The 25,221-nt window shown below is 63.4% G+C and carries 27 protein-coding genes; 8 read left to right on the top strand and 19 right to left on the bottom strand.

Annotated features, from left to right (window positions below):
- The first annotated feature begins 61 nt into the window (after positions 1-61).
- Together VKR55_RS00310 and VKR55_RS00315 are read left to right on the top strand one after the other, a co-directional pair.
- A complete protein-coding gene (locus tag VKR55_RS00310) occupies positions 62-1,312 on the top strand; it encodes a Zn-dependent hydrolase (protein WP_324398791.1) in 1,251 nt (416 codons plus the stop codon).
- Positions 1,313-1,336: 24 nt separating this feature from the next.
- Positions 1,337-2,248, top strand: a complete 912-nt coding sequence (locus tag VKR55_RS00315; protein WP_324398792.1) for an NAD(P)-dependent oxidoreductase — start codon at positions 1,337-1,339, stop codon at positions 2,246-2,248.
- A gap of 97 nt (positions 2,249-2,345) precedes the next feature.
- On the opposite strand, the gene VKR55_RS00320 is transcribed toward VKR55_RS00315, so the two are convergent.
- On the bottom strand, positions 2,346-3,425 hold the full coding sequence (locus VKR55_RS00320) for a tartrate dehydrogenase (RefSeq protein ID WP_324398793.1): 1,080 nt from the start codon (positions 3,423-3,425) through the stop codon (positions 2,346-2,348).
- A 156-nt stretch (positions 3,426-3,581) separates the two neighbouring features.
- Between VKR55_RS00320 and VKR55_RS00325 the strand changes: the two genes are divergently transcribed.
- Positions 3,582-4,358 carry an SDR family oxidoreductase gene (locus tag VKR55_RS00325; RefSeq protein WP_324398794.1) on the top strand — a complete coding sequence of 259 codons (777 nt, stop codon included), beginning with the start codon at positions 3,582-3,584 and terminating at the stop codon, positions 4,356-4,358.
- A gap of 125 nt (positions 4,359-4,483) precedes the next feature.
- Positions 4,484-5,908 carry an amidase gene (locus tag VKR55_RS00330; protein WP_324398795.1) on the top strand — a complete coding sequence of 475 codons (1,425 nt, stop codon included), beginning with the start codon at positions 4,484-4,486 and terminating at the stop codon, positions 5,906-5,908.
- Between the two features lie 93 nt (positions 5,909-6,001).
- Here the strand turns inward: VKR55_RS00330 and VKR55_RS00335 are convergent, their stop codons facing one another.
- The gene (locus VKR55_RS00335; RefSeq protein ID WP_324398796.1) at positions 6,002-6,643 is read right to left on the bottom strand and encodes a TetR/AcrR family transcriptional regulator; all 642 of its coding nucleotides are present in this window, start codon (positions 6,641-6,643) and stop codon (positions 6,002-6,004) included.
- A gap of 164 nt (positions 6,644-6,807) precedes the next feature.
- Between VKR55_RS00335 and VKR55_RS00340 the strand changes: the two genes are divergently transcribed.
- Genes VKR55_RS00340 through VKR55_RS00355 form a run of 4 tightly spaced genes read left to right on the top strand, consistent with a single transcriptional unit; the run spans position 6,808 to position 10,236 of the window.
- On the top strand, positions 6,808-7,014 hold the full coding sequence (locus tag VKR55_RS00340) for a ferredoxin (protein ID WP_324398797.1): 207 nt from the start codon (positions 6,808-6,810) through the stop codon (positions 7,012-7,014).
- Between the two features lie 59 nt (positions 7,015-7,073).
- Positions 7,074-8,294: a cytochrome P450 gene (locus tag VKR55_RS00345; RefSeq protein ID WP_324398798.1), complete on the top strand. Its 1,221-nt coding sequence runs from the start codon at positions 7,074-7,076 to the stop codon at positions 8,292-8,294.
- 45 nt (positions 8,295-8,339) lie between these two features.
- Positions 8,340-9,005, top strand: a complete 666-nt coding sequence (locus VKR55_RS00350) for a sulfite oxidase-like oxidoreductase (RefSeq protein WP_324398799.1) — start codon at positions 8,340-8,342, stop codon at positions 9,003-9,005.
- Positions 9,006-9,015: 10 nt separating this feature from the next.
- The gene (locus VKR55_RS00355) at positions 9,016-10,236 is read left to right on the top strand and encodes a bifunctional alpha/beta hydrolase/OsmC family protein (RefSeq protein ID WP_324398800.1); all 1,221 of its coding nucleotides are present in this window, start codon (positions 9,016-9,018) and stop codon (positions 10,234-10,236) included.
- A gap of 27 nt (positions 10,237-10,263) precedes the next feature.
- Here the strand turns inward: VKR55_RS00355 and VKR55_RS00360 are convergent, their stop codons facing one another.
- From VKR55_RS00360 to VKR55_RS00440, 17 genes are all read right to left on the bottom strand, one after another.
- A complete protein-coding gene (locus tag VKR55_RS00360; protein ID WP_324398801.1) occupies positions 10,264-11,316 on the bottom strand; it encodes a YeeE/YedE family protein in 1,053 nt (350 codons plus the stop codon).
- A gap of 143 nt (positions 11,317-11,459) precedes the next feature.
- On the bottom strand, positions 11,460-12,473 hold the full coding sequence (locus VKR55_RS00365; RefSeq protein ID WP_324398802.1) for a quinone oxidoreductase family protein: 1,014 nt from the start codon (positions 12,471-12,473) through the stop codon (positions 11,460-11,462).
- Positions 12,474-12,488: 15 nt separating this feature from the next.
- Complete coding sequence (locus VKR55_RS00370) at positions 12,489-12,797, bottom strand: GIY-YIG nuclease family protein (protein WP_324398803.1); 309 nt, start codon at positions 12,795-12,797, stop codon at positions 12,489-12,491.
- A 128-nt stretch (positions 12,798-12,925) separates the two neighbouring features.
- Complete coding sequence (paaK, locus tag VKR55_RS00375) at positions 12,926-14,257, bottom strand: phenylacetate--CoA ligase PaaK (RefSeq protein ID WP_324398804.1); 1,332 nt, start codon at positions 14,255-14,257, stop codon at positions 12,926-12,928.
- A 20-nt stretch (positions 14,258-14,277) separates the two neighbouring features.
- Complete coding sequence (paaI, locus tag VKR55_RS00380; RefSeq protein WP_324398805.1) at positions 14,278-14,736, bottom strand: hydroxyphenylacetyl-CoA thioesterase PaaI; 459 nt, start codon at positions 14,734-14,736, stop codon at positions 14,278-14,280.
- A gap of 144 nt (positions 14,737-14,880) precedes the next feature.
- Entirely contained in the window at positions 14,881-15,963 is a 1,083-nt protein-coding gene (gene paaE, locus VKR55_RS00385) for a 1,2-phenylacetyl-CoA epoxidase subunit PaaE (RefSeq protein ID WP_324398806.1), read from the bottom strand.
- 145 nt (positions 15,964-16,108) lie between these two features.
- Complete coding sequence (gene paaD, locus VKR55_RS00390) at positions 16,109-16,612, bottom strand: 1,2-phenylacetyl-CoA epoxidase subunit PaaD (RefSeq protein WP_324398807.1); 504 nt, start codon at positions 16,610-16,612, stop codon at positions 16,109-16,111.
- Positions 16,606-17,382 carry a 1,2-phenylacetyl-CoA epoxidase subunit PaaC gene (gene paaC / locus VKR55_RS00395; protein ID WP_324398808.1) on the bottom strand — a complete coding sequence of 259 codons (777 nt, stop codon included), beginning with the start codon at positions 17,380-17,382 and terminating at the stop codon, positions 16,606-16,608. The genes paaD and paaC overlap by 7 nt, the downstream gene beginning before the upstream one ends.
- Before the next feature lie 188 nt (positions 17,383-17,570).
- Entirely contained in the window at positions 17,571-17,858 is a 288-nt protein-coding gene (gene paaB / locus VKR55_RS00400) for a 1,2-phenylacetyl-CoA epoxidase subunit PaaB (RefSeq protein WP_324398809.1), read from the bottom strand.
- 10 nt (positions 17,859-17,868) lie between these two features.
- Complete coding sequence (gene paaA, locus VKR55_RS00405; protein WP_324398810.1) at positions 17,869-18,861, bottom strand: 1,2-phenylacetyl-CoA epoxidase subunit PaaA; 993 nt, start codon at positions 18,859-18,861, stop codon at positions 17,869-17,871.
- Positions 18,862-18,940: 79 nt separating this feature from the next.
- Positions 18,941-19,804: a phenylacetic acid degradation operon negative regulatory protein PaaX gene (paaX, locus tag VKR55_RS00410; RefSeq protein WP_324398838.1), complete on the bottom strand. Its 864-nt coding sequence runs from the start codon at positions 19,802-19,804 to the stop codon at positions 18,941-18,943.
- Between the two features lie 47 nt (positions 19,805-19,851).
- Complete coding sequence (locus tag VKR55_RS00415; protein ID WP_324398811.1) at positions 19,852-20,622, bottom strand: esterase/lipase family protein; 771 nt, start codon at positions 20,620-20,622, stop codon at positions 19,852-19,854.
- Between the two features lie 190 nt (positions 20,623-20,812).
- The gene (locus VKR55_RS00420) at positions 20,813-22,099 is read right to left on the bottom strand and encodes a DUF445 domain-containing protein (RefSeq protein ID WP_324398812.1); all 1,287 of its coding nucleotides are present in this window, start codon (positions 22,097-22,099) and stop codon (positions 20,813-20,815) included.
- Between the two features lie 240 nt (positions 22,100-22,339).
- A complete protein-coding gene (locus VKR55_RS00425) occupies positions 22,340-22,816 on the bottom strand; it encodes a phasin (protein WP_324398813.1) in 477 nt (158 codons plus the stop codon).
- Between the two features lie 168 nt (positions 22,817-22,984).
- Entirely contained in the window at positions 22,985-23,578 is a 594-nt protein-coding gene (locus VKR55_RS00430; RefSeq protein ID WP_324398814.1) for a GNAT family N-acetyltransferase, read from the bottom strand.
- Positions 23,575-24,657: an alpha/beta fold hydrolase gene (locus VKR55_RS00435; protein ID WP_324398815.1), complete on the bottom strand. Its 1,083-nt coding sequence runs from the start codon at positions 24,655-24,657 to the stop codon at positions 23,575-23,577. Before VKR55_RS00435 ends, VKR55_RS00430 begins: the two co-directional genes overlap by 4 nt.
- Positions 24,654-25,043, bottom strand: coding sequence for a hypothetical protein (locus tag VKR55_RS00440; RefSeq protein ID WP_324398816.1), 390 nt, complete (start codon positions 25,041-25,043; stop codon positions 24,654-24,656). The genes VKR55_RS00435 and VKR55_RS00440 overlap by 4 nt, the downstream gene beginning before the upstream one ends.
- Positions 25,044-25,221: the final 178 nt, after the last annotated feature.

The following is a 25,221-nucleotide window of genomic DNA, read 5'->3' on the forward strand; positions in this document are numbered from 1 at the left end:
GTTATGCATGTAATTCTACCATGCAGCCCCGCCAGAAGCATAAGCAATTCCGGAAGCCTGAATGACCAAAATCGCATCCAACCTGCAGATCGATTCCGCCCGTCTGTGGGGCACCATCCACGAAACCGCGAAATTCGGCGCAACGCCGAAGGGCGGCGTGCGGCGGCTGACGCTGTCTGCCGAAGACAAGCAGGTCCGCGACTGGTTCCGGAGGGCGTGCGAAGACGCGGGCCTCGAGGTGCATGTCGACACGCTGGGCTCGATGTTTGGCTTGCGTAAGGGAAAGGACATGTCGAAGCCGCCGGTCGGTCTCGGCTCGCATCTCGATACGCAACCGACAGGCGGCAAGTATGACGGCGTGCTCGGCACGCTTGCGGCGCTCGAAGTGGTGCGGACGCTCAACGACGCCGGCATCGAGACAGAGGTGCCGCTCTGCATCTGCAACTGGACCAACGAGGAAGGCTCGCGCTTTGCGCCGGCGATGATGGCGTCGGCCGCCTATGTCGGCGACTTCACGACGGACGATATTCTGTCGCGCAAGGACGCCGAAGGCGTGACGGTGGCCGAAGCGCTCGATGCCATCGGCTACCGTGGCGCGACGGCCGTCGGCACCCAGAAATTCTCCGGCTTCGTCGAGCTGCATATCGAGCAAGGACCGATCCTGGAGGCCGAGGGCAAGACCATCGGCGTCGTCGATTCCGGTCAGGGCGTCCTGTGGTACGACGGCAAGATCACGGGCTTCGAAAGTCATGCCGGCTCGACGCCGATGCCGCTGCGCCGCGATGCGCTGGCGACATTGTCGGAGATCGTGCTGGCGATGGAGAGCATCGCAAAGAAGCACGGCCCCAACGCGGTCGGCACCATCGGCGAGGCCGTGATCGCAAAACCTTCGCGCAATGTCATTCCCGGCGAGATCGCTTTCACCGTAGATTGTCGAAGCGCGGATGGCACGATCATGGACGCGCTGGATCGTGATTTGCGCGCGGCCGTCGCCGAGATCGCGGCGCGTCGCAAGGTTGACGTCAAGCTCGATCTCGTCTGGCGCAAGCCGCCGACGCATTTCAATCCGAAGCTGGTCGAGACGATCGAGAATGCCGCGAAGACGCTGGGCTACAGCCATCGGCGCATCACGTCTGGCGCCGGCCACGACGCCTGCAACCTCAACACCATCGTGCCGGCGGCGATGGTGTTCGTGCCCTGCAAGGACGGCGTCAGCCACAACGAACTGGAGGACGCCACGCAGCTCGATTGCACCGCCGGCGCCAATGTGCTGATGCATACTGTGCTGGCGCTGGCCGGCGTCGCATCCTGACAACAACAATAAAGGGAGGTTTCGGTGCGCGGAGTGTTTGTCGACGCCAATGATTCACTGGCCGAGATCTTTGAGCGGCAGCGCAAGCCCGGCGATCCCGATGTGAAGGTGCATCTCGATCCGAACATCAAGGCGGAGCAATGGCCGTCGATCCTTGATGGAGCCGAGATCGGCGTCGTCGACCACACCGCCCTTCCGACGGACGTGGCGAAGAAATGCGCGGGGCTGAAGCACATCGTGTTCCTCGGCACCGGCGCGCGCAGCTACATGAACCCGGAGGAGCTCGCAGGGCTCGGCATGTCCGTGCATCTGATCAAGGGCTATGGCGACACGGCGGTCGCCGAATCCGCGATCGCGCTGATGTGGGCGTCAGCCCGCGTGCTGGCGCAGATGGATCGCGAGATGCGCGTCGGCAACTGGCTGCGCGAGGACGCCATGCAGCTCACCGGCAAAACACTGGGACTGATCGGCTTTGGCGGCATCGCCGCGGAAGTCGCGCGCATTGCAACCGGCAGCGGCATGAAGGTCATCGCATGGAACCGGACGCCGAAGACCTTTCCCGGCGTGGAGTTCGTGAGCCTCGATACGTTGCTCGCCGACAGCCACGTGATTTCCATTCATCTGCTTCTCAACGACGAGACCCGCGGCTTCCTCTCGCGCAACAAGATCGCAGCAATGCGAAAAGGCGTGATCCTGATCAACACAGCGCGCGGCGCCATTGTCGACGAGCAAGCCATGATCGACGCGTTGAAGTCCGGCCACATCCGCCACGCCGGGCTCGACGTCTACAACATCGAGCCGATGCCGAAGGATCATCAACTGACCAGGATCCCCAACGTCACGCTGTCCGCGCATTCGGCCTTCCGCACGCCCGAAGCAAGCGAGAATTTGATCCACGCCGCGTGGGAGCATTGCCGGAGGATCGCGAAGGGCTGACGCCGTCATTGCGAGCGAAGCGAAGCAATCCAAGCTTCAGCAGGCTGGGCGATGGATTGCTTCGTCGCTTCGCTCCTCGCAATGACGGCGGTGTGCACTAATCCACCATCTCCGCGACCGCCTTGCCGCAAGCCGTGGTGTCCGCATTGCCGCCGAGGTCCTTCGTGCGCAGCGTGCGCTCGGCGAGCGTGCGCTCGATGGCGCCGACGATGGCTTCCGCGGCCTGCTTCTCACCGAGATGCTCGAACATCATCGCGCCCGACCAGATCATGCCGATCGGATTGGCGATGCCCTGCCCCGCGATGTCGGGCGCCGAACCGTGCACCGGCTCGAACACGCTCGGAAAATCGCCCTCCGGATTGATGTTGCCCGACGGCGCGATGCCAATGGTGCCGGTGCAGGCAGGACCGAGGTCCGACAAAATATCGCCGAACAGGTTCGAGCCGACCACGACGTCGAACCAGTCCGGATGCAGCACGAAATTCGCGGTGAGAATGTCGATGTGATACTTGTCCCATTTCACTTTCGGGAATGTCTTGGCCATCGCCTCTACGCGTTCGTCCCAATAAGGCATGGTGATGGCGATGCCGTTGGATTTCGTCGCCGAGGTCAAGTGCTTCTTCGGCCGGGACTGCGCCAGCTCGAACGCGAATTTGAGGATACGGTCGACGCCGGTGCGCGTCATCACAGTCTGTTGCGTCACGAACTCGCGGTCGGTGTCCGGGAACATGCGGCCGCCGACGGAGGAATATTCACCTTCGGTGTTCTCGCGCACCACCCAGAAATCGATGTCGCCGGGCTTGCGATTGGCAAGCGGCGACGGCACGCCGGGCATCAGCCGGACCGGACGCAGGTTCACATACTGGTCGAACTCCCGGCGAAACTTGATCAGCGACCCCCACAGCGAAATGTGATCCGGAATCTTCGCGGGCCAACCGACCGCGCCGAAATAGATCGCGTCGTGCTTGCCGATCTTCTCCTTCCAGTCGTCCGGCATCATCTGGCCGTGCTTCTCGTAATAATCGTAGGAGGCGAAATCGAAATGGTCGAACTTCACGGCGACGCCGTGCTTCTTCGCCGCCGCCTCGATGACGCGCAGGCCCTCCGGCATCACCTCCTTGCCGATCCCGTCGCCGGGAATGACCGCGATCCGGTATGTCTTCTTTGCGCTATTCATCGAGAACGTCCTTGACTGTCTGATCTGCGCTTTAAGCGCTTGTTTGATGGCCCTGCAATGGACCAAACTGGCGTTGAGATCAACGCTGCAGTGCAATGTTGACCGCAAAGAACCTGCCCCCCGCCCCTGCCTCTTTTCGAACCAGCGAGCATTCCCATGGACCTGCATCTGCGCGGCAAGCGCGTTCTCATCACCGGCGCCTCCAAAGGCATTGGCGCGGCCGCGGCTGAAGCCTTTGCCGAGGAAGGCTGTCATCTTCGCCTCGCCGCCCGCTCTGGCGATGCGCTGAAGGCGCTGACCGACCGCCTGCGCTCGCAGCACCAGATCGACGCCGCCAGCCATGTGGTCGACTTGCGTAAGCCCGAGGACATCCAGAGGTTGGTGAAGGACGCCACCGACATCGACATCCTCATCAACAATGCCGGCGACATTCCCGGCGGTTCGATCGACAAGATCGACGAGCCAACCTGGCGGCATGCCTGGGAGCTCAAGGTGTTCGGCTATATCAACCTGACGCGGGCGATCTATGCGCAGATGAAGGCTCGCGGCGGCGGGGTGATCGTCAACGATATCGGCGCGGCCGGCGAGAAGTTCGACGCCAATTACATCTGCGGCAGCGCCGGCAACGCGGCGCTGATGGCGTTCACCCGCGCGCTCGGCGGAAAAAGCCTCGCCGACAATATCCGCGTGGTCGGCATCAATCCGGGGCCGGTCGGCACCGACCGCCACGTCACGCTGCTCAAGACGCGCGCCAAACATCAGTTCGGCGACGAGAACCGCTACACGGAATTTCAGAAGGGGATGCCGCTGGGCCGACCGGCACGCGCGCGTGAGATCGGCGATCTCATGGCGTTCCTCGCCTCCGACCGCTCCGGCTATACCTCGGGCGTGATCTTTACCGTCGACGGCGGAATAGCCGCGGGCTGGGGCTAAGCTGCGGAAGAGCCGTCATTCGGGGGCGCCTCGAAGAGGCGAACCCGGAATCTCGAGATTCCGGGTTCGGTCCTTCGGACCGCCCCGGAATGACAGTACAGAGAAATTGCTCAGGAGAAACGCCATTGGCTGATCAGGGACTGGTGCGGGAGACCGCCAACGCGATCGTCGACAAGCTGAAAAAGGGCGAAGTCACGCCGCTCGACCTGCTCGACGTGCTGGAGAAGCGAATCGCGGAGGTGGATGGCAAGGTTAACGCGCTGCCGACGCTGTGCTTCGAGCGCGCTCGCGCCCACGCCAGGACGCTGATGCAGAAGAAGCCGGCCGAGCGCGGCCTGCTTGCCGGGCTACCCGTGCCGATCAAGGACCTGACCAACGTTGCAGGCGTGCGAACGACGCAGGGCTCGCCAATCTACAAGGACAATGTCCCGGCCCGCTCGGACATCCTGGTCGAGCATCTCGAGAGCAACGGTGCAATGATCTACGCCAAATCGAATACACCCGAGTTCGGCGCCGGCGCCAACACCTTCAACGAGGTGTTCGGCCCGACGCTCAATCCCTGGGATACGTCGAAGAGCGCGGCCGGTTCGTCCGGCGGCGCGGCGGTGGCGCTTGCGACCGGTACGGCCTGGCTCGCGCACGGCTCCGACATGGGCGGCTCGCTGCGCAACCCGGCGAGCTTCTGCGGCATCGTGGGCCTGCGTCCGAGCATCGGCCGCGTCGCGCACACGCCCTCGGCCGCGATCGACCGCAATCTCGGCGTCCAGGGACCGATGGCGCGCAATGTCGAGGATCTCGCACTGCTGTTAGACGCCATGAGCGGCGAGCATCCAGCGGATCCGCTGTCGCTGCCGGTGCTGCCGGTCTCTTTCCTGTCATCGGCGCGGAGCGGAAAGACGCCGAAGCGGGTCGCCTACTCACCCGATCTCGGCATCACCCCGGTCGATCCCGAGGTGAAGGCGGTCACGCGCAAGGCCGCCGAACGCCTTGCCCAGGCCGGCGTCACGGTCGAAGAAGCGCATCCTGATTTGCGCGAAGCTCACGAGTGTTTCCATGTGCTGCGCGCGTTCGATTTTGCGCTGAGCAAGGCGGCGCTGCTTCGCAGCAAGCGCGACCTGCTCAAGCCTGAAGTGATCTGGAATATCGAAGAAGGCTTGAAGCTCACGGTCGAAAAGCTCGAGCGCGCCGAAGCGCAGCGCGTCGCATTGGCCGAGCGCGCGGTGAAATTCTTCGAGACCTACGATCTCTTGCTTTGTCCCGCGACTATCGTGCCGCCCTATCCGATCGAGCACCGCTACGTCGCCGAATGCGATGGCAAGAAGTTCGACAATTACGTCGAATGGCTCGGCATCGTCTATGCGATCACGCTGGCCTGCTGCCCCGCGCTGTCGCTTCCCTGCGGCTTCACCGCATCGGGCCTGCCGATCGGACTACAGATGGTCGCAGCCCCGCGCGGCGAGGCGCAATTGCTCGCCGGTGCAAAGGCGCTGGAGGATATTCTGGAACTACGCGGGACCACGCCGATCGAGCCAAGGGTGGCGAAGGCTTGATCCGCGAATTGTAGGGTGGGCAAAGCGAAGCGTGCCCACCATTCCCACCGAGATCATGAACGGTGGGCACGGCGCGCTGCGCCTTTGCCCACCCTACGAGGCTCCAGCGCCGCCTGCTTTCTCGATCGCAAGTTGCAGCGCCATCTTGGTCTGCTGCACGATGTCCTCGATCAGTTCCTCGCGCGTGATCTGCGCGACCTGACCGGTGAGCAGGCCCTGCTCGGCGAGCGAGATTACGCCATGCAGCGCGGCCCAAACCTGCAAGGCGTGCCGCTCGCGCAAGAGACCGACCGCAGGCGCCTCGAACGATTCGATCAGAAGGTGCAGCGACTCCCGCGCGGCTACGTGCAGCTCTGAGTCCTTTTCGGCGCAAGCCATGGTGCGCGAAGCGAACATCAAGCGGTACATGCCGTTCCGCTTCAGCCCGAAATCGAGCGCAGCCTGCGCAAAGCGCGACAGCTTCGAGCGTTTCGAGGGCCCGTCGATCGCCGCGCGCAGGATCTCGTTGAATTGGCGGAAGGCTTCCGCGGTGACGGCCTGCAACAGCGCCTCCCGGTCGGCAAAGTGCCGGTACGGCGCAGGCTGCGACACGCCCAGCTGCTTCGCGAGCGCCTTGAGGCTGATCGCTTCAGGCCCGCCCTGCTCCGCCTCGCGCAAGGCGGCCTGCACCAGCGCATCGCGGAGGTCGCCGTGATGGTAGGTATTTTGCGGCTTGCGGGCGAGTTGGCGCGACATTGAACCTCACGTGAACGGTGATCTTTTTACTTGACGAATGCGGCGAACGCGAATGTAATATGGTATAACTTCAGGACGCGGCGCGCAAGAAGCCGCGCATCATCCAAACCAGGGACGTCCGCGCGAAGCCACGAGTTCGCGCGTCACAGAGGGAAGCGCTTGCCATGGCCAAGCTGAAAATCCACGTAGACCAGGGCAAATGCCAGGGGCATGCCCGCTGCAAATCGCTGGCGCCCGAGCTGTTCGAGCTCGACGAATACGGCAACGCTCACGAAATCGGCGACGGCGCCGTACCCGCAGGCCTCGAAGACAAGGCTTGGCTCGCCCAGACCAACTGCCCGGAAATCGCGATTCAAGTGACGGAGGAGTAATCCCCTCCGCGCGCCCGGTATTGAACGACCAAGCGAACAGAGCACAAGGAACCACCCTTATGTCCGATGCTGTGAGCTATTTGCCCAAACATCCCCCGGTCACCGACTGGGTCAACGATTTCGACCATACCGATCCGCGCTGGACCGACGATCCCTTCCCGATCTGGGACGAGCTGCGCGCGGCCTCGCCCATCGTGCATACCGAGCGTTACCTCGGCTGCTATATGCCGACAACCTACGAAGCCGTGCGCGCAATCGCCAACGACACCGAGCATTTTTCCTCGCGCCGCGTCATCGTGCGCGACGTGCGTCCCGAGCAGACGGCCAAAGCACCGCCGATCACCTCCGACCCGCCGGAGCACAAGCCGGCCAAGCAGTTGCTGCTGCCGCCGTTCACGCCCGACGCGATGAAGAAGCTCGAGCCGCGGGTGCGCGCGATCTGCAACGAGCTGATCGACGCGTTCATCGCCGATGGCAAATGCGACGCGGCGGCGCGCTACACCAAGCACATTCCGGTCCGCGCCATCGCCCATATGCTGGGGATTCCCGAGAAGGACGGCGACCAGTTCATCCAGTGGATTCACCAGATCCTCGAACTCGGCATCAAAAACCAGGAAACCCTGGTGAAGGCTGCTGAGGAAATGGACAGCTACTTCGCCGGCCATATCGAGCATCGCAAGACGCACCCCTCCGACGACCTGATCTCGACGCTGATGAATGCGAAGGGCAAGGACGGCAAGCCGCTGGACGACGCTCATGTGCGGGGCTCGCTGCGGCTGCTTTTGATCGCGGGCATCGACACCACCTGGAGCGCAATCGGCGCGGCGCTATGGCATCTCGCCAGGACGCCCACAGACCGTGAGCGGCTGGTCAAGGAGCCGGCGCTGATGCCGCTCGCCGTGGAGGAATTGCTGCGCGCCTATTCACCGGTGACGATGGCGCGCGAGGTGATGAAGGAGACCACCATTTCCGGCTGCCCGGTCAGGGCCGGCAATATGGTGCTGCTCTCCTTCCCTGCCGCTAACCGCGATCCCGCGATGTTTCCCGACGCCGAGAAGGTGGTGATCGACCGCAAGGAAAACCGCCACGCCGCCTTTGGCCTCGGCATCCACCGCTGCGTCGGTTCCAACCTCGCGCGCATGGAAATGACGGTGGCGCTCGAGGAATGGCTGAAGCGGATTCCCGATTTCCGCCTCGATCCCGCCGGCAAGGTCACCTGGTCGGAAGGCACCGTGCGTGGACCGCGGCAGCTCCCGATGTTATTCGGGACGACGGCCTGAGACGACATCAGCGACAAGAGCAGGCCGCCCGAAGGGAGGCCTGCCGTGACCGATGAACATGAGCCGCCGCCGGACTCCAAGCTGACGCGCTCCAAGCGGCGCTGGGCGCAGGAGGGCCGTTTCCTCACCGGCAGGATTGCGCGGCCCGAGGAGCAGCGCCTGCCGCCGGGGCAACACTTGACGAAGGATTGGCCGACGCTCGATCTCGGGCTCACGCCGGAAATCTCGCGCGAGCGCTGGCGGCTCGATGTCTATGGCGCGATCGAGAATCCGATCTTCTGGGATTTCTCCGAGTTTTCGGCGCGCGCGCAAACGCCGGTCACATCCGATATTCATTGCGTCACCACCTGGTCGCGCTACGACAACCAATGGATCGGCCTGCCGACACGCGAGCTGCTGGAGGCCTGCGAGCCGCGCGACAATGCACGTTTCGTCGTGCTGCACTCCTACGATGGCTATACCACCAACCTGCCGCTGGAGGATTTCGCCGCCGAAGACGCTCTGCTCGTCCATAGCTGGTCCGGCAAGCCGCTCGCGGCGGAGCATGGCGGACCGGTACGGCTCGTGGTGCCGCATCTCTATTTCTGGAAGAGCGCAAAATGGTTGCAGGCAATCGAATTCCTCGAACACGATGCGCCCGGCTATTGGGAAGTCCGCGGCTATCATAACCGCGGCGACCCCTGGCGTGAGCAGCGCTATTCCGACGACTGAGGAGACCCGCATGCCCACCGAAAAATTCCAATTCGAAGGCGAAGGCGGCCATCAGCTTGCGGCCGCGCTTGATCTGCCCGACGGCGAGCCCACGGCCTATGCGCTGTTTGCGCATTGCTTCACCTGCGGCAAGGACGTGCTGGCCGCGAGGCGCATTGCGATCGCGCTCGCAGCCAAGGGCATCGCCACGCTACGCTTCGACTTCACCGGGCTCGGATCGAGCGAGGGCGATTTCGCCAATTCGACCTTCTCCTCCAATGTAGCCGATCTCGTCCGCGCCGCCGATCATCTGCGGGCAACGCGCAAAGCCCCTGCAATCCTGATCGGCCACAGCCTCGGCGGAGCGGCGATTCTTGCGGCCGCCGCCCAGGTTCCGGAAGCGAAGGCCGTCGTCACCATCGCGGCGCCCTCAGACCCCGCCCATGTCACGGGCCTGTTCAGGGATCATGTCGAGACCATCCGCAGCGACGGCCAGGCGCAAGTCTCGCTCGCCGGCCGCGCCTTCACCATCAAGCGCGAATTTCTCGACGATGTCGCCGAAAACGGCCTGATGGAAAAGATCAAGCAACTCCACAAGGCGCTGCTCGTGATGCACTCGCCGACCGACGACACCGTCGGCATCGGCAATGCGACGCGCATCTTTGTCGCAGCCAGGCATCCGAAGAGCTTTGTGTCCCTCGCGGGCGCCGATCATCTCCTGAGCGACCGGCGCGATTCCGCATATGTCGCCGACGTCATCGCGACCTGGGCAACGCGTTACGTCGATCTCGCCGCCGCGGAACACACCACGGAGGCAGCCGAGCCGCGTCGGGTCACGGTGCGCGAAACGCGCCAAAGCAAGTTCCAGAACACCGTTACGATCGGCCCGCATCATCTGCTCGCCGACGAGCCCGCTTCCGCCGGCGGCGAGGATTCAGGTCCCGGCCCCTACGATTTCCTGCTCGCGGGCTTAGGGGCCTGCAAATCCATGACCATGCGGCTCTATGCCGACCGAAAGTCGTTCCCGCTCGAGCGTGCCACCGTGACGCTGAACCACAGCAAGATTTACGCGAAAGACTGCGCGGAATGCGAGACCAGGGAGGGCATGCTCGACCAGATCGAGGTTGCGATCGGCCTCGAAGGCCCGCTTGATTCCGACCAGCGCAAGCGCATCCTCGAAATCGCGGACAAATGTCCGGTGCACCGCACCCTCACCTCGGAGATTCGGATCGTGACCCGAGCCGCGGATTGACGTGGAGGACGCTCGCGACCTCGCGCATTACGCCGGCAGCGGCCGCACCCTGAGCGCGCCACGCAGGGCGATCGCGGAGCCTGCCATGATTCCGGCGACGGCCACGAACGATCCCAGCGCCAGCGTGGAAATTCCGGTCAGCCCCTGCCCGATCGAGCAGCCGAAGGACATCACGCCGCCGATGCCCATCAGCGCCGCGCCTCCCGCCGAGCGCAGCATATGCTGCGGTGAGCGGTAGCCTTCGAATTCGAAGCGTCCGGTGAGCAGCGCCGTCACCAGGCTGCCCGCGAACACGCCGCCGACGGTCGCGATGCCGAAATTGAGCGTCGATCCCGTCGACAGCATCACATATTGCAGGCTGTCGGCGATCGGCGCGATGAAGGTCAGCGAGGCCACCGGCACCGGATTGAAATCATCCGCACCCAGATGCCCGGTCGCGTACCAGCCGGCCGCGATCAGAAGCCCGATCGCGACGCCTGCGACGATCTGGCCGAACGAGCGGCGGAACGGTCCATGCGAGAAGGCGAAGATGATCAGCGCTGCGCTGACCAGTGAGGTCGCAAACATCCGTCCATAGATTTCGTTGACGCCAACGCTCGACAACAGCGCCGGCAGCGAGGTGATCCTGGCCGTGAGCTGCGTCACCTGCACGGCAGCGATTCGCGCCGGTGCGATCAGGCCCTTCAACGTGATCTCGGCAAAGATCCCGAGCACGATCACCACCACGAAGGAGCGCAGGTTTCCTTTCCCGAGCAGCACCAGCGCGCGAGAGCCGCAGCCATTCGACAGCACCATGCCGTAGCCGAACAAGAGGCCGCCGAAGAACAGAACAGGCGCCGAGAACGACGGCTGCATGTAGATCGACTTGCCGAGATCGACCGCGCCGCGCGCGGCGAGTAATTGCGAGGCCGCGATCGCAACGCCCATGGCGAGCGCATAGGTGCGCACCAGCCGGCCGTCACCGTCGGCCCACCAGCCGCGCAGGCTGCTCATCATGCAAAAGCCGGAAAGCAGCGCGATCGACCCAAAGAGCAGGCCGATGACGAGGCCGGAAAGGACGGCGATTTGGTTTGGATCCATAGGTACTCCCTCGTCACTGCGAGCGAAGCGACTTGTCCGCCGTAGCTCAACGAGCGAAGGCGGAAGCAATCCAGCGGTCTAGATGCGGAACAAATCTGGATCGCTTCGTCGCTTCGCTCCTCGCAATGACGATTCTGTTCGGTTCACGGTTTCAAGATAACGCGGTCGCGCGACGAGCCGGCGACCGCGACAAAGGCGCGCTTGGCTTCCTCGAGAGGATAGATCGCGGACGGATTGATCGTAAACGGCTTCAATTTGCCGGCGGCAAAACCTGGCGCAAGTTCGCGCAGGACAGCGCCAGTTGCAACCGAGGAAAGCCCCAACGTGTCGATACCGACATAGGTGTGCTGGCCGCGATAGAACTCCAGGATATTGAATTGGACGATGCGGTCGATTGCGGCGATCAGAATCTGGCGGCCACGTAGCGCAAGCGACTTATGCGCGGCCTGGAAATAGGGATCGCCAACGGTGTTGAAGACGATATCGGCGCCCTTGCCGCCCGTCAGCTCGCGCACGCGAGCGGCGACATCGGCCGCGGAAGCGTCGATCATTTCGACTTTCGAATTCGAATGCCCCTCATAAGCCTCCGCCTTGCGCGCCACGCCGATGGCGCGCGCGCCCTGCCAGGTCGCGATCTGCACCGCGGCCTGTCCGACCTTGCCGGTAACGCCCATGACCAGCACGGTCTCGCCCGGCTTTGGCATGCCGGCGCGGCGAAATCCCTCCATCGCGGTGACGAAGGGAACGCAGATGCCGGCGGCTTCCTCAAAGGAAAGGCCCCTGGGCTTCTCCACGGTCGCCTCGGCCTCGACGGCAAGATGCGTCGCGTGGGTGCCGTCACGACGGATGCCGAGATCGCCGGATGAGCCAAACACCTCGCGCCCGACCGTGCCGCGCGGGCCGTCGACGACGATGCCGGCATAGTCGCGCCCCGAAGTGCGCGGAAACACCGCATGGGGCATCAGCCCGGTGGCGGCCTTGACGTCGGAGGGATTGACGGCAGCGGCTTTGATCTCGATCAGCACCTGGCTCGCGGCGCGCGCGAGCGTATGCCGCTCGACCACGGGCGCAAGCGCCGCCGCGTTCTCCGCCCCGGCCTTGAGCCGCACGCAGCGGGCTTCGACCGCAAAACGATCCGGTCTGGAGGCCGGCTTCATCAACATCTCCAGTAGCTAGCGAGGCCGCGACGATCGGCGTGCCGCAAGCTGTCGCAGTGCCATGAAATCGCCTCGCACGAAAGCCTCTTTCTTTGCGCGACTCCATTTCTTGAGCTTACGTTCATTCTCGATCGCGTCGGTGATCCGCTCGAACCATTGCGAGAAAACGAGAGTTACGGGTCGACGCGTTGCCGTGTAGCCGCCGAGCGCGCCAGAATTATGCTGAGCGATTCTGATTTCGAGAGCTGTCCGGGTTATCCCGATATAGAAGCTCCCGTCGGCGCATCGGAGAATATAGAGGAAGGCACCTTCGCCATTTGTCATCTCCGAGCACTCCGCTCCCACTCCTCATCCTGAGGAGCCGCGAAGCGGCGTCTCGAAGGATGTAGGCCCGTCTGGGGCCTCATGGTTCGAGACGGCGCTACGCGCCTCCTCACCATGAGGGGAGAAAGCTATGCTTTCGGCCGCTTGTCGTAAACACGCTTGGCCTTGCCGAGCGAGCGTTCCAGGGTGTCGGGGGCGACGATCCGGACTGCGGCCGTGATGCCGATCGTGTTCTTGATGAAAGACGCGACCTTGTCGGCGTGTTCCACAAGGCCGCCGCCGTCCCAGTGCTCGGGGCGCGATTCGGCGAGGATCGCCATCTCGTCCATGCGGCCCTCGCGGGTGAGCTCGATGATGAAATGGCCGCCGCACCAGTGGGTCGCGAGCAGCGCCTCCTCGATCTGCGTCGGGAACACGTTGACGCCGCGCAGGATGATCATGTCGTCGGAGCGGCCGGTGACCTTCTCCATCCGCCGCATGGCGGGCCGCGCCGTGCCCGGCAACAGCCGCGTCAGGTCACGCGTGCGATAGCGGATCACCGGGAAGGCTTCCTTGGTGAGCGAGGTGAACACCAACTCGCCCCTTTCGCCGTCGGGCAGCACCTCGCCGGTGTCGGGGTCGATCACCTCGGGATAGAAATGATCCTCCCAGATGTGCAGGCCATCCTTGGTCTCCACGCATTCCTGCGCCACGCCCGGGCCAATCACTTCGGAGAGGCCGTAAATATCGGTCGCGTCCATGTCGAAGGTCTGCTCGATCTCGGCGCGCATGGCGTTGGTCCACGGCTCGGCGCCAAAGATGCCGAATTTCAGCGAGGATTTGCGCGGGTCGAGGCCGCGGCGCTTGAACTCGTCTGATATCGCCAGCATGTAGCTCGGCGTCACCGTGATGATGTCGGGGCGGAAATCATTGATGAGCTGCACCTGCCGCTCGGTCATGCCGCCGGAGATCGGCACCACGGTGCAGCCGAGGTGTTCGGCGCCGTAGTGCACCCCCAAGCCGCCGGTGAAGAGACCATAGCCATAGGCATTGTGGATGATCATGCCGGTGCGGCCGCCGGCGGCGCGGATCGAGCGCGCCATGACCTGCGACCAGATGTCGATGTCGGCCCTGGTATAGCCGACAACGATCGGCCTACCCGTGGTGCCGGATGACGCGTGCACGCGCACGAGCTTCTCGCGCGGCACCGCGAACATGTTGAAGGGATAGTTGTCACGCAGGTCCGTCTTCACCGTGAACGGAAATTTGGCGAGATCGGACAGCTCCTTGAAGTCGGAGGGATGCACGCCCGCAGTATCGAATGCCTTCTTGTAATGCGCGACGTTGTCGTAGGCGTGTTTCAGCGACCAGGCGAGGCGCTTGGTCTGCAGCGCCATGATCTCGTCGCGTGAGGCGCGCTCGACGTCGTCGAGCTCGGGGGTGTAACCGCCTCCCCTGGTCTTGAGATTTGTCGAAGCCATCCTGCGTTTCCTCAAATGTCTTATTTTTGCCTGGTGTCGGTCTCGGGCAGCCATCTGCCCGGTATGACCCGGGAATGACCGCGAAACTCGGCGATCACCTCCTCGCCCACTTTAACCTGCACGTCATAGATCCCGGAGCGGCCGTTCCGCGAAATTTCGCGCGCGTACGCAACCAGCAGATCGCCGAGCCGGCCCGGCTTGATGAAGGTGATGCTGCCTTGCGCTGCGACAGCCTTCTCATTGTGGCTGTTGCAGGCAAAGGCGAAAGCGGAATCGGCGAGCGTGAAAATGAAGCCGCCGTGAGCGATGCGCTGGCCGTTCACCATGTGCGGCTGCACGGTCATGGAGAGCGTCGCGCGGCCCGGCCCGACATCGACGATTGTCATGCCGAGCGAGGCGGAGGCATCGTCCTCGTTCCACATCGCGTCCGCGCAGGCCCGCGCGAGGTCGTCCGGCGATAGCGTGGCCTTCACGTTCACATCAAGCTCCTATTCTCCGTCATTCCGGGATGGTGCGTTAGCACCAGACCCGGAATCTCGAGATTCCGGGATGGTGCGTTAGCACCAGACCCGGAATCTCGAGATTCCGGGCTCGATGCTTTGCATCGCCCCGGAATGACAACTTCACACGTGATCGTAGTCCACCACGATCTTTTCCGAAACCGGCTTGGCCTGGCAGGTCAGGATAAAGCCTGCCTTCAGCTCCCACGGCTCCAGCGAATAGTTCACGTCCATCTCGGCCTCGCCCTCAACGAGCTTGGCGCGGCAGGTCGAGCACATGCCGCCCTTGCAGGCGAACGGCAGGTCGACGCCGGCGCGAAGCGCCGCATCCAGGATCGCCTCGCCTTCGGCTACGGGTACCTCGCGGCGCTTGCCGTCGATGATCAGCGACGCGAAAGCCTTTGGCGGCGCGCTCGGTGCAATCACCTTTTTCGGCCGCGGCTTGCCGCCGAGGCCGGAGACGAAACGCTCGACATGGATGCGATCCTCCGCGATGCCGATGTCGCGACAGGTCGCCTCCAACTCATCACTCATGCCGGTCGGGCCGCAGATGAAGACGTGATCGACGGTTGCGGCAGGAACGAGCGAGCGCAGCAGCACCCTCGCCTTCTCCCCGTCGAGGCGGCCGTGCAGGATCGGGATGTCCTGTTCCTCGCCGGAGATGACATGGAACAGCGAGAAGCGTTGCAGAAAGCGATCCTTCAGCTCTTCCAACGCCTCAAGGAACATCACGCCTTCGCTCGAGCGGTTGCCGTAGAACAGGAAGAATCGGCTTTCCGGCTCACGTGCGAGCACACCTTTCACGATCGAGAGAATCGGCGTGATGCCGCTGCCGGCGGCAAAGCCGACATAGATGCGCGCTTCATCGGGCGCAGCCGTCACGCCGAAGCGGCCGGTCGGCGTCAGCACGTCGAGCTGATCGCCGGCCTTCAATTCGTCCGCCGCCCAGGACGAGAACGCGCCGCCATCGACTTTTTTCACGGCAATGCGCAGCTCGCCGTCATCAGGGCCGGAACAGATCGAGTAGGAACGGCGCACTTCCTCGCCGTCCATCGTGGTGCGCAAGGTCAGGTATTGGCCGGGGGCGAAGGCGTAATCGTCTGCGAGCTCTTGAGGGATAACGAAGGTCAGCGATACGGCATCTGCGGTTTCACGGCGCAGATCGCCGACAGCAAGGCGGTGAAAACGGGGTGTCGGAGACGACATCAGATCTTTCCTCCCGTCATTGCGAGCCAACGGGTCCGCGCGGAGCGCGGCCCGATGACAGGCTCCGCGAAGCAATCCATCCTGCGGCAATGCAAGAATGGATTGCTTCGTCGCTTCGCTCCTCGCAATGACGGCACTCGCATGATCAGTGACACTTGAAATAGTCGAAAGGTTCGCGGCAGGCCCTGCAGCGCCACAACGCCTTGCAGGAGGTCGAGCCGAACTCGGAAATGAGCTCGGTGTCGATCGAGCCACACTGCGGACACGCGACTTCCTGCACGCCGAACAGCGCACGGCGGGAGCTTGAGGCCAGCGGCGGCGCGATGCCGTATTCCCGGAGCTTGCGGCGGCCATCCTCGCTCATCCAGTCGGTGGTCCAGGCCGGCGACAGCACCGTGCGGATCTTGGGCCTGCCAAGGCCTTCCCGCTCCAGCGCCAGCTCAATCTCGAGCGCAATCATGTTCATCGCCGGGCAACCGGAATAGGTCGGTGTGATCGCGACCTCGATGCCGCCGTCGGTCACATTGACTTCGCGCAGCACGCCGAGATCGGCGATCGTCAGCACGGGGATTTCGGGATCGACCACGCGCGCGGCGACATCCCAGGCGCGCTGGCGCAAATCAGCAGGGCTGAGAGTGGCAGTCACCATGTCGCCCCCGGAAACGTTCGCTGCAGCGACTGCAACTCGGAGAGGAGATGGCCGAGATGCTCGCTGTGACGGCCGACGCGGCCGCCTTGCTGCATCCAGTCGTTCGTCGGCAGCGCCAGCGTTGCCTCGTTGACGACGCCGGTCACGGTCTTGAGCCATTGCGGTTTGAGGCTCGCGGGATCGATCGCGACGCCGGTCTCGATCAAAGCGTGCTCGCTGTCATCGACCGCGAACATCTCGCCGGTGAACGCCCAGAGATCGTCGATCGCACCTTGCGCGCAGGCGTGGCTTTCGTCGGTGCCGTCGCCGAGCCGCACGATCCATTCGGACGAGTGGCGGAGATGATAGGCGCTCTCCTTCTCCGACTTCGCCGCGATGGCAGCCAGCGTCATGTCGGACGATTTCATCATTGCGCGCCAGTAGAGATCGGCGAAGGCGGAATAGAAGAACTGCCGCATCATGGTGCGGGCGAAATCACCATTGGGCTGCTCCATCAGAAGCAGGTTCCGGTACTGCCTGACGTCGCGGAGATAGGCGAACTTGTCCTCGTCGTTGCCCTTGCCCTCGACTTTGGCGGCATAGGTGTAAAGCTCGCGGGCCTGGCCGAGCAGGTCGAGGCCCATATTGGCGAGCGCCATGTCCTCTTCCAGCATCGGCGCATGCCCGCACCATTCCGATAGCCGATGCCCGAGGATCAGCGCATCGTCGGCGCGGCGAAGCGTGTAGAGCACCAGCGGGGTTTCGGAGACCGAAATTGACGCAGCAGTCATGGTTTCAAATCCGCTTAGATAAGCTCCGTCGTCATTGCGAGGAGCGACTTGTCCGCCGTAGGCCAAAGAGCGAAGGCGGAAGCGACGAAGCAATCCACATCTTGCTTGCGGCGCGATGGATTGCTTCGCGGAGCCTGTCATCGGGCCGCGCTCCGCGCGGACCCGTTGGCTCGCAATGACGAAAAACGTCACATATGCCCGACTTCCTCGGGCACGTCGTAAAAGGTCGGATGCCGGTAGATCTTCGACTCCGCCGGCTCGAACATCATGCCCTTCTCGGATGGATCGGAGGCGGTGATCGCATTCGACGGCACGACCCAGATGGAGAGACCCTCGCCGCGGCGGGTGTAGATGTCGCGCGCGGCCTGCAGCGCCAGCGTGGCATCGGCTGCATGCAGCGAGCCACAATGCTTGTGCGCGAGGCCGTTGCGGCTGCGGATGAAGACTTCCCACAAAGGCGTGTTTGGCGTTGCCATGGCTGGCTCCTTATTCCGCGGCTTGCGCGAGCTGGCGACGCTGGCGCTTCTCGGCATAGGCGGCTGCCGCCTCGCGCACCCAGGCGCCGTCGTCGTGCGCTTTGCGCCGCGCCGCCATACGATCGCGGTTGCACGGGCCGTTGCCGGCGAGCACCTGCTTGAATTCTTCCCAATCGATCTCGCTGTAGCGCCAGTGACCTTCCGCATCCTGCGTCATGCCGGGATCGGGAATCGTCAGCCCCAGGAATTGCGCCTGCGGCACCGTGGCGTCGACAAATTTCTGGCGCAACTCGTCATTGGAGAAGCGCTTGATCTTCCACTTGGTCGAAGTATCGCTGTGCTGGCTCGCCTTGTCGGGCGGGCCGAACATCATCAGCACGGGCCACCACCAGCGATCGAGCGCGTTTTGCGCCATCGCCTTCTGCTCCTCAGAGCCACGGCACAGCGTCAGCATGATCTCAAAGCCTTGGCGCTGGTGAAACGACTCCTCCTTGCAGACGCGAATCATCGCGCGCGCATACGGGCCGTAGGAGCAGCGGCATAGCGGGATCTGGTTCATGATCGCCGCGCCATCGACCAGCCAGCCGATCGCGCCGATGTCGGCCCAGGTCAGCGTCGGATAGTTGAAGATGGAGGAATATTTGGCCTTGCCTGCGAGCATGGCGTCCACGAGTTCCTCGCGCGAGGAGCCGAGCGTCTCCGCCGCCGCATAGAGATAAAGCCCGTGACCGCATTCGTCCTGCACCTTGGCGAGCAGTGCTGCCTTGCGACGCAGCGACGGCGCGCGGGTGATCCAGTTGCCTTCGGGCAGCATGCCTACAATTTCAGAATGGGCGTGCTGGGAGATTTGCCGCGTCAGCGTCTTGCGATAGGCCGCCGGCATCCAGTCGTTCGGCTCGATGCGCTCGTCGACGTCGATCCGCGCCTGGAAGGCTTGCGCGCGTACGGCATCCTCAATGCCGCTGGTATCAGCGTCGGACGTATTGAGCGCCTGCGTGTACATGCCGACCTCCCTTGCATTGATTAGGATCAAATGTATAACAAAAAATATGCGTTGCAAGATATTTTTGTAACATATTGATCTAGTCGCCAAACCGTTGGCCGAGCTCGCTTATCGCCTTCGGCAGGGGTCCATTCTCGTTGGTTCCGTGGGCGTCAAGCCATTGTTCCGACCGAGCCAGCAACGCTCGGTAGATTTCGCCGCACAGCCCCCGCGCCGCCCTGCCCGGCCAATCCTTCGGCAATAGTGCGATCGGCAGCAGAGGATCCCGCAGCACCACGCGGCGGTAATGATGGATCAGGAGGATTCGCGCAGTGAAGGCATCCGCATCCGACAGCGCGCCGCGATCGAGATAGCCGCGCAGCGGCTCGAAGGTCTTCATGAACTTCAGATAGGCGTCCGCGGTGCGCTCGAGCGGCCAGCTTGCGCTGAGCAATCTGTGGCCGCTGTCGTCCTCGGCGGAGACTTCGAGCCGGATCGCACTTGAGGCTTCCTCCGGAACGGGCACGCCTGAGGGCGCCACCCATACCCCCGGCAGCGGACTGCCGAAGCCGGCATTCTTCAGCGCCTCGCGCGCGGCATCGCGGTCCTCGCCATTGCCGATCAGAAGCAATTCGAAGCGGCCGGTCCAATCCGACGGCGGCGGGTCGTAGATATGTTTGGTAGCGATATCAAAGGTGAGCCGGCCTTTCTTCACCAGCCGGTAGAAGCTGTTGCGGCCGACCTTCTCGCGCTCGAACCAGCCGTCCGCCGTCAACCGCGACATCGCCGTGCGCACAACGCTGGAGTCGATGTCGAGCGCCTCGAAGAATTCGAGCAACGTGCCGAGCCAAACCGAACCGCCGCGCGGCACGATGGCATCGCCGAACACGGTGATGATGATCGAGCCGGTGCGCGACGGCTCGCGCTTGAGCTCTCCGATGATGCGGGCAAGCGGATGCGGCATGCGTGCAGGCATACCGCAGTTCGCGGCTTGCGAACAATCCGGACGGCTTACCGGTTCGGATCCGGGTAGATGATCGCGCGCCAGCCGGAGCGGTCGAACGGCTTCCACTGACCTTCCGGCTGCGCGAGCCGATCGGCGACCGCATAGACCACAGCGGGGTGGTGACCCATGCCGCAATGGCTGCTTTCGACCTCGATGCTCTCGGCCATCGCCGAGGTCTTCTCCTTGCAGCCCTGCCAGGCGCAGATGCCGTCGGTGCGGCTGTAAATCGCGGTGGTCGGCACCGGCGGTGCGACCGAGAGCGATCCGCCGAAACGAGGATCGGCGTCCTCCGCCGAGCGGCCGCTAGCGAGCTCGTAGACTCGCCAGGCATTGGTGGAGCGCGGCGGGCCGGCGAACGGGCTGCCGAGCGTGATCACGCTGCGCACGCGCTCCGGCATCATCTTGGCAAGCTGACGCGCATAAAGACCACCGAGGCTCCAGCCCACCAGTGAGACCTTGCGACCATGGATGTCGTTCGCCTCTTCCAGCAGGTCGATCAAACCTTCCCGCACGCCGGGACGAAGACCCAGGTTGCGGCCCTGATTCCAACCGCTCACCGCATAGCCCTTGTCGCCGAGGAAAGCGCGCAGCGGCCGCGTCGAGACATCGGAGGCGATCAGCCCGGGCAGCACCAGCACCGGATGGCCGTCGCCCCGCCGCGCCAGCGACAAGAGCGGCAAGGCGCCGACAAAGGCGCCGAGTTCATGGATGGCGCGCCCCTCCAGGAACATCAGGGTCCGGGACGGCGGGCGAAGCGTCTGCGCGGCAACTGACATGATGTCTCCTGTTCAGGGCGCGGCACCTGAAGTCGCGGCTGCCGGCCAACGGATCAATGGAAAGACGCAAACCTCGTGGAATCGTTTGCAACGCAACTATCCCGATTGAAAAGCTAGGGAACCATTTTGAGGCTTTCAAGCCAACCAGATCACACCGGCCACAAGTAAACGCCTAGGCGTGGCCGATGGGTCACAACATCCTGAGCAGGAATTCGGCGGTGTAGAGCGCCAGCCCGGCTAGCCCGCCGATCAGCGATCCGTTGAAGCGGATATATTGCAGGTCCCTGCCGATGTTGATTTCGATCAGCGAAATCAACTGCGCCATGTCCCACGCCTTCACCTGATCGGAGATGAAGCTCGAGACGCCGCTCTTCTGGTCGGTAATGAAGCTGCGCAGGACGGTAACAAGTCCCTGGTTGATCTCGGCACGAAGCTCGGCGTCGGCGGCCAGCGCTTCACCGGCAGAGACGAACATCCCGGCGAGATGACGCTGCAGAACCTGCGTCTGGCCGGCGGCGCTTTGCTCGATGAAGCTTTTGGTGTTCGACCAGATGTTGCGCGCGAGGTCGTTGAGCTCCGGCCGCGCGAGCAGATCGCGCTTCAGGCCTTCGATGCGCTTCGCGTAGGCCGGATCGGTCGCAAGCCGATCGACAAAGGCCAGCACCATGCGGTTGAACTCACCGCGGAAGGGATGCTTGGGATCGTTGCGGATTTCATCGAAGAACGCGCCGGCCGAGCCCACGATCTTCTTGAGCAGGAACTTGTCGGCCCGATAGAGATTGAGGAGTGTCGGCAGTTCCTCGCGGATTTTCGCGCGGATCATCGCCATGGTCTCGGGTGTCGTGATCGTCTCGTGGACGACGCGCAGGAGATCATCCAGCAGCGCCTGGTGCCGCCCCTCCTCGACGAAGACGCGCAGCGTGCCGGCCGCGAGCGGTGCGAGATCGACCGAGAGAAGCTGCGCGGTGATGCGGCGGGTGATAAAGGTCATCAACCCCGAGCTTTCGGTCGCGGAGAACGCCTCCGGCAACAGCCGCAGCGCAAAGCGGGCGAGATCGTCGCTCTTCTTGCGGTCGCGCAGCCAGTCCGCGACGAAGGAGCCGAAATCGACCTGACGCAGCTTGGCCTCGACCGGTCCGGCTTCCAGGAAATGCACCTCGATGAACTCGCCGAGCTTGTCGGCGATGCGGTGCTGGTTGCTCTGGATGATCGCCGTATGCGGGATCGGCAGGCCCAGCGGCCGCTTGAACAGCGCCACCACCGCGTACCAGTCGGCGAGCCCGCCGATGGTGGCGGCCTCCGCAAAGGCCGCGACAAAGCCGAACACGGGATGGGCGTTCAGGAGGAGTTTTGCGATCACGAACAGCACGAGCGTGCCGGCCAGCACCAGTGTCGCCTGCGCCTTGACGCGCTTCAGTTCGGCGGCGCGCAAGGCGTCCCCGCGGGTGACGAAGGTCGTGGTGCCGGTTGAAGTCATCGCTGCAGGATACCAGCTTCCGTCATTGCGAGCGAAGCGACGTGTCCGCCGTAGCTCGAAGAGCGAAGGCGGAAGCATTCCAGGGCGCTCGGACGCCAACGTGGATTGCTTCGCCGCGGAGCCTGTCATCGCCCCGCGCGTTTCGCGCGGGATCCGTAGGCTCCTCGCAATGACGGCGGCCAAAAAAATAAGGCCCGCGGAACGCGGGCCTTGAGACATGATCCGCCGATCGACGCTTGATCAGGCGGTCTTGTTGTAGACCTTGGCGAAGTTGTCCTGGGCGGCCTTGGCACCGTTGGTGACGAGCTGGCCGAGGTATTCCGCGGTCGACTTGGCCCGCGAGATGAACACTTCACCGCGCGCACGGGCGAGATCCGACTGGATCTGGACCGCTTCGTTGATCGACTTGGCCGAAGCCAGCTTCTCGAGGCCGGCGAAGAACGCTTCCGCGTCCTGATAGAGCGCCTGCTGGACGTTGCGGCTGATCTTGGCAGCCTCGGTGACGGAATCGGTTACGGCGCTCTCGATCGCGTCGGTCACCTTCTCCGAGCCGGCGTAAGCGTCGGCGGCGCGCTCCTTGGCGCTGTTGACGGTCTTCTTGACGAAGTCGCGGGCAGCCTCGGGAACTTCCACGTTCTGGAAATTCTTGATCGCCTCGGTGACGGGGGCGAAGGCTTCCTTGACGGTGTCAAACACAGTGTTGGTTTCGGTGGTCATGGGGTTCTCTTCCATCCTCACGTTCGAGCTATGGGCTCACCCCGTCCGGATTTGGCCCGGGGCAACGGTCATATGGCATAGCTAATGGTGCGATGCAACATCGATGTTGCATCGCGACATCACGAACCTGTGATCGATACAGTCCGGAGCAGTTCTAAATGAGCGGATTCAAGGCCGAACCGCCTCCGGCAGGCCAAAAGCCTCCAATTGGGCCTGAAACTGCGCGATATTGTGCCCGAGCACGACGATATCGTGCTTCTTGCCGTCCACATCCCGGACCTGGTCGCGGAGCAGCGCTTCGGCCTTGAAGCCCAGGCTCTCGAACAGGGCAATCGCGGCCCGCTGGTCGACCGTCATCTGCACCGACAGTTTTTCCAGACCCGCGCCGAGCGCGAGGGCAAAGGTTTCCTGCGACAGCGCCCGTCCTACACCCTGCCCGCGCACGTCGAGCGAAACCACCATCCTGATCTCGCCGACGTGCGGCGACCAGGAATGCGGGTCACGCACCAGGGTGCCGCAGCCGACCACCCTGCCGTCCTTGACCGCGAGCAGGCTTGTGATCGCGCCGCGTTCGATCTCGTTGATCCAGGCCGACAGCACCTTCGGCTCGCTGATGTTGCGCGGCAGGAACAAGAGATCATGCGTCGGCAGCCCTTTCGCGAAGGCGAGCACGGCGGCTTCGTCCGCGCGCGCCATCAGGCGGAATTCGATCTCGCCGGCATCGGTGTTGGCGTGACGCGGATAGCAACGGGTTTCACTCATATCGATCGTCCACCTAACCAGGAGTCCAGTTTCGGCCACAGCCGCTTGATCGCATTGGCGCCGGCCACAAGGGAGACGTGACCGCCTTTCAGCATCACCTCTTCCTTGTCCTGCGAACCGATTTTCGCGATCAGATGCTTCGCCGCTTCGTAAGGAACGATGTGGTCGTGCTCGGCGACCGCATGCAGGATCGGCACCGTGATGTCGGCAAGCTGCGCCTTGTGGCCGCCGACCGTCATGCTGTCGTTGAAGAGCTTGTTGTCCCACATCAAGTCCTTGGTGATGGCGCGGAAATATTCGCCGGCAAGCGGCAGCGTATCGGTCGCCCAGCGGTCGAACATGCGATACGACTTCACGAACTCGTCGTTCCAGATGTTTTCCCAGAGCTGGATCTGGCTCACCGTACGCGATGCGGGGCGCAGCATCTCGAACGAGGACAGGATCATCTCCGGCGGAACATTGCCGACGCTGTCGACGAGGCGGTCGACGTCGAAATAGCGGCGGTCGGAAAAATTCGAGAACAGCTTGAGCTCGCGGAAATCGATCGGCGTGGTGAAGCAGATCAGGTTCTTCATCGGCCCGTCGTTGAAGATCGAGCCGTACAGCAGCGACAGCACGCCGCCAAAGCAATAACCGATCACCGAGACGTCCGGCTCGCCGGAGTCGTCGCGCACGCGGCGAACGCAATCCGGGATGAAGTCGAGGACGTAATCCTCCATCCGCAAGGACTTCTCTTCCGGCCGCGGCGCGGTCCAGTCCAGCATATAGACGTCGTAGCCGCGCTTGAGCAGGAACTCGATAAAGCTCTGGCCCGGCACCATGTCGAGAATGTAGCCGCGATTGGTGGTCGCCATCACGATCAGGACCGGCACGCGGTACACCTCGTCCGCGAGCGCACGGTAGTGATAGAGGTTCATGGTACCGCGGCTGTGGAGGATATCCTTCGGCGTCGAGCCAAGCGTCGGGCCGGAGGTCGAAAAATATTCGACGCCCTTGATCGAGCGCTGGATCGCGCGCTGGACCTCGGCCTGGATCCGTTCCGGGATGTCAGCCAGATCAAGGCCCGCGGGCGCGTTCATTTCTGCTCTCCGGACGCAGGCTGCGCGGATGGCGGACGCTTGGTGCGCGGCGGCCGCGGCGCGCCGGCATAACCGGGCGGCGAGTTGCCTGCATTCATCTGCTGCAGCATCGCCTTGATCTCGTTGAGCTGGTTCTCGATATTCTGCAGCCGCTCGGCCATGCCGATCATCTGCGCGCGGCTCGGCAGATTCATGCCGAGCAGATATTTCTCCATGAATTCGCCGAACTGCTTTTGCGCGCCCGCGGTGGCGCCGCCGGCCTGATTCATGGCCTTGGAGAATTCCGGCGACGACATGGCCTGGCTGGCGAAGGCATTGAACCCCTTCTCCATTTCGCCAATCATCTTTTGCCACAACGCGACCGGATCGCTGCCTTTATCAGCCATCGGCATCCTCCTCATCCATCGAGAGCTTCATCGCCCTTCTTTTCGGCCATACCACACCGTTGCGACGGGACGGTCAACACCGTGGGCGATGCACAAGCGGACGGAGGGACGTTGCAAAATCCTTCTGCGCCACGGCAAAGCGTGCGATAGAGTTCCCCGACCTATGCAAGGAAGCGCC

It is taken from the genome of Bradyrhizobium sp. (assembly GCF_035309285.1).
In the GTDB taxonomy this organism is placed as follows: domain Bacteria; phylum Pseudomonadota; class Alphaproteobacteria; order Rhizobiales; family Xanthobacteraceae; genus Bradyrhizobium.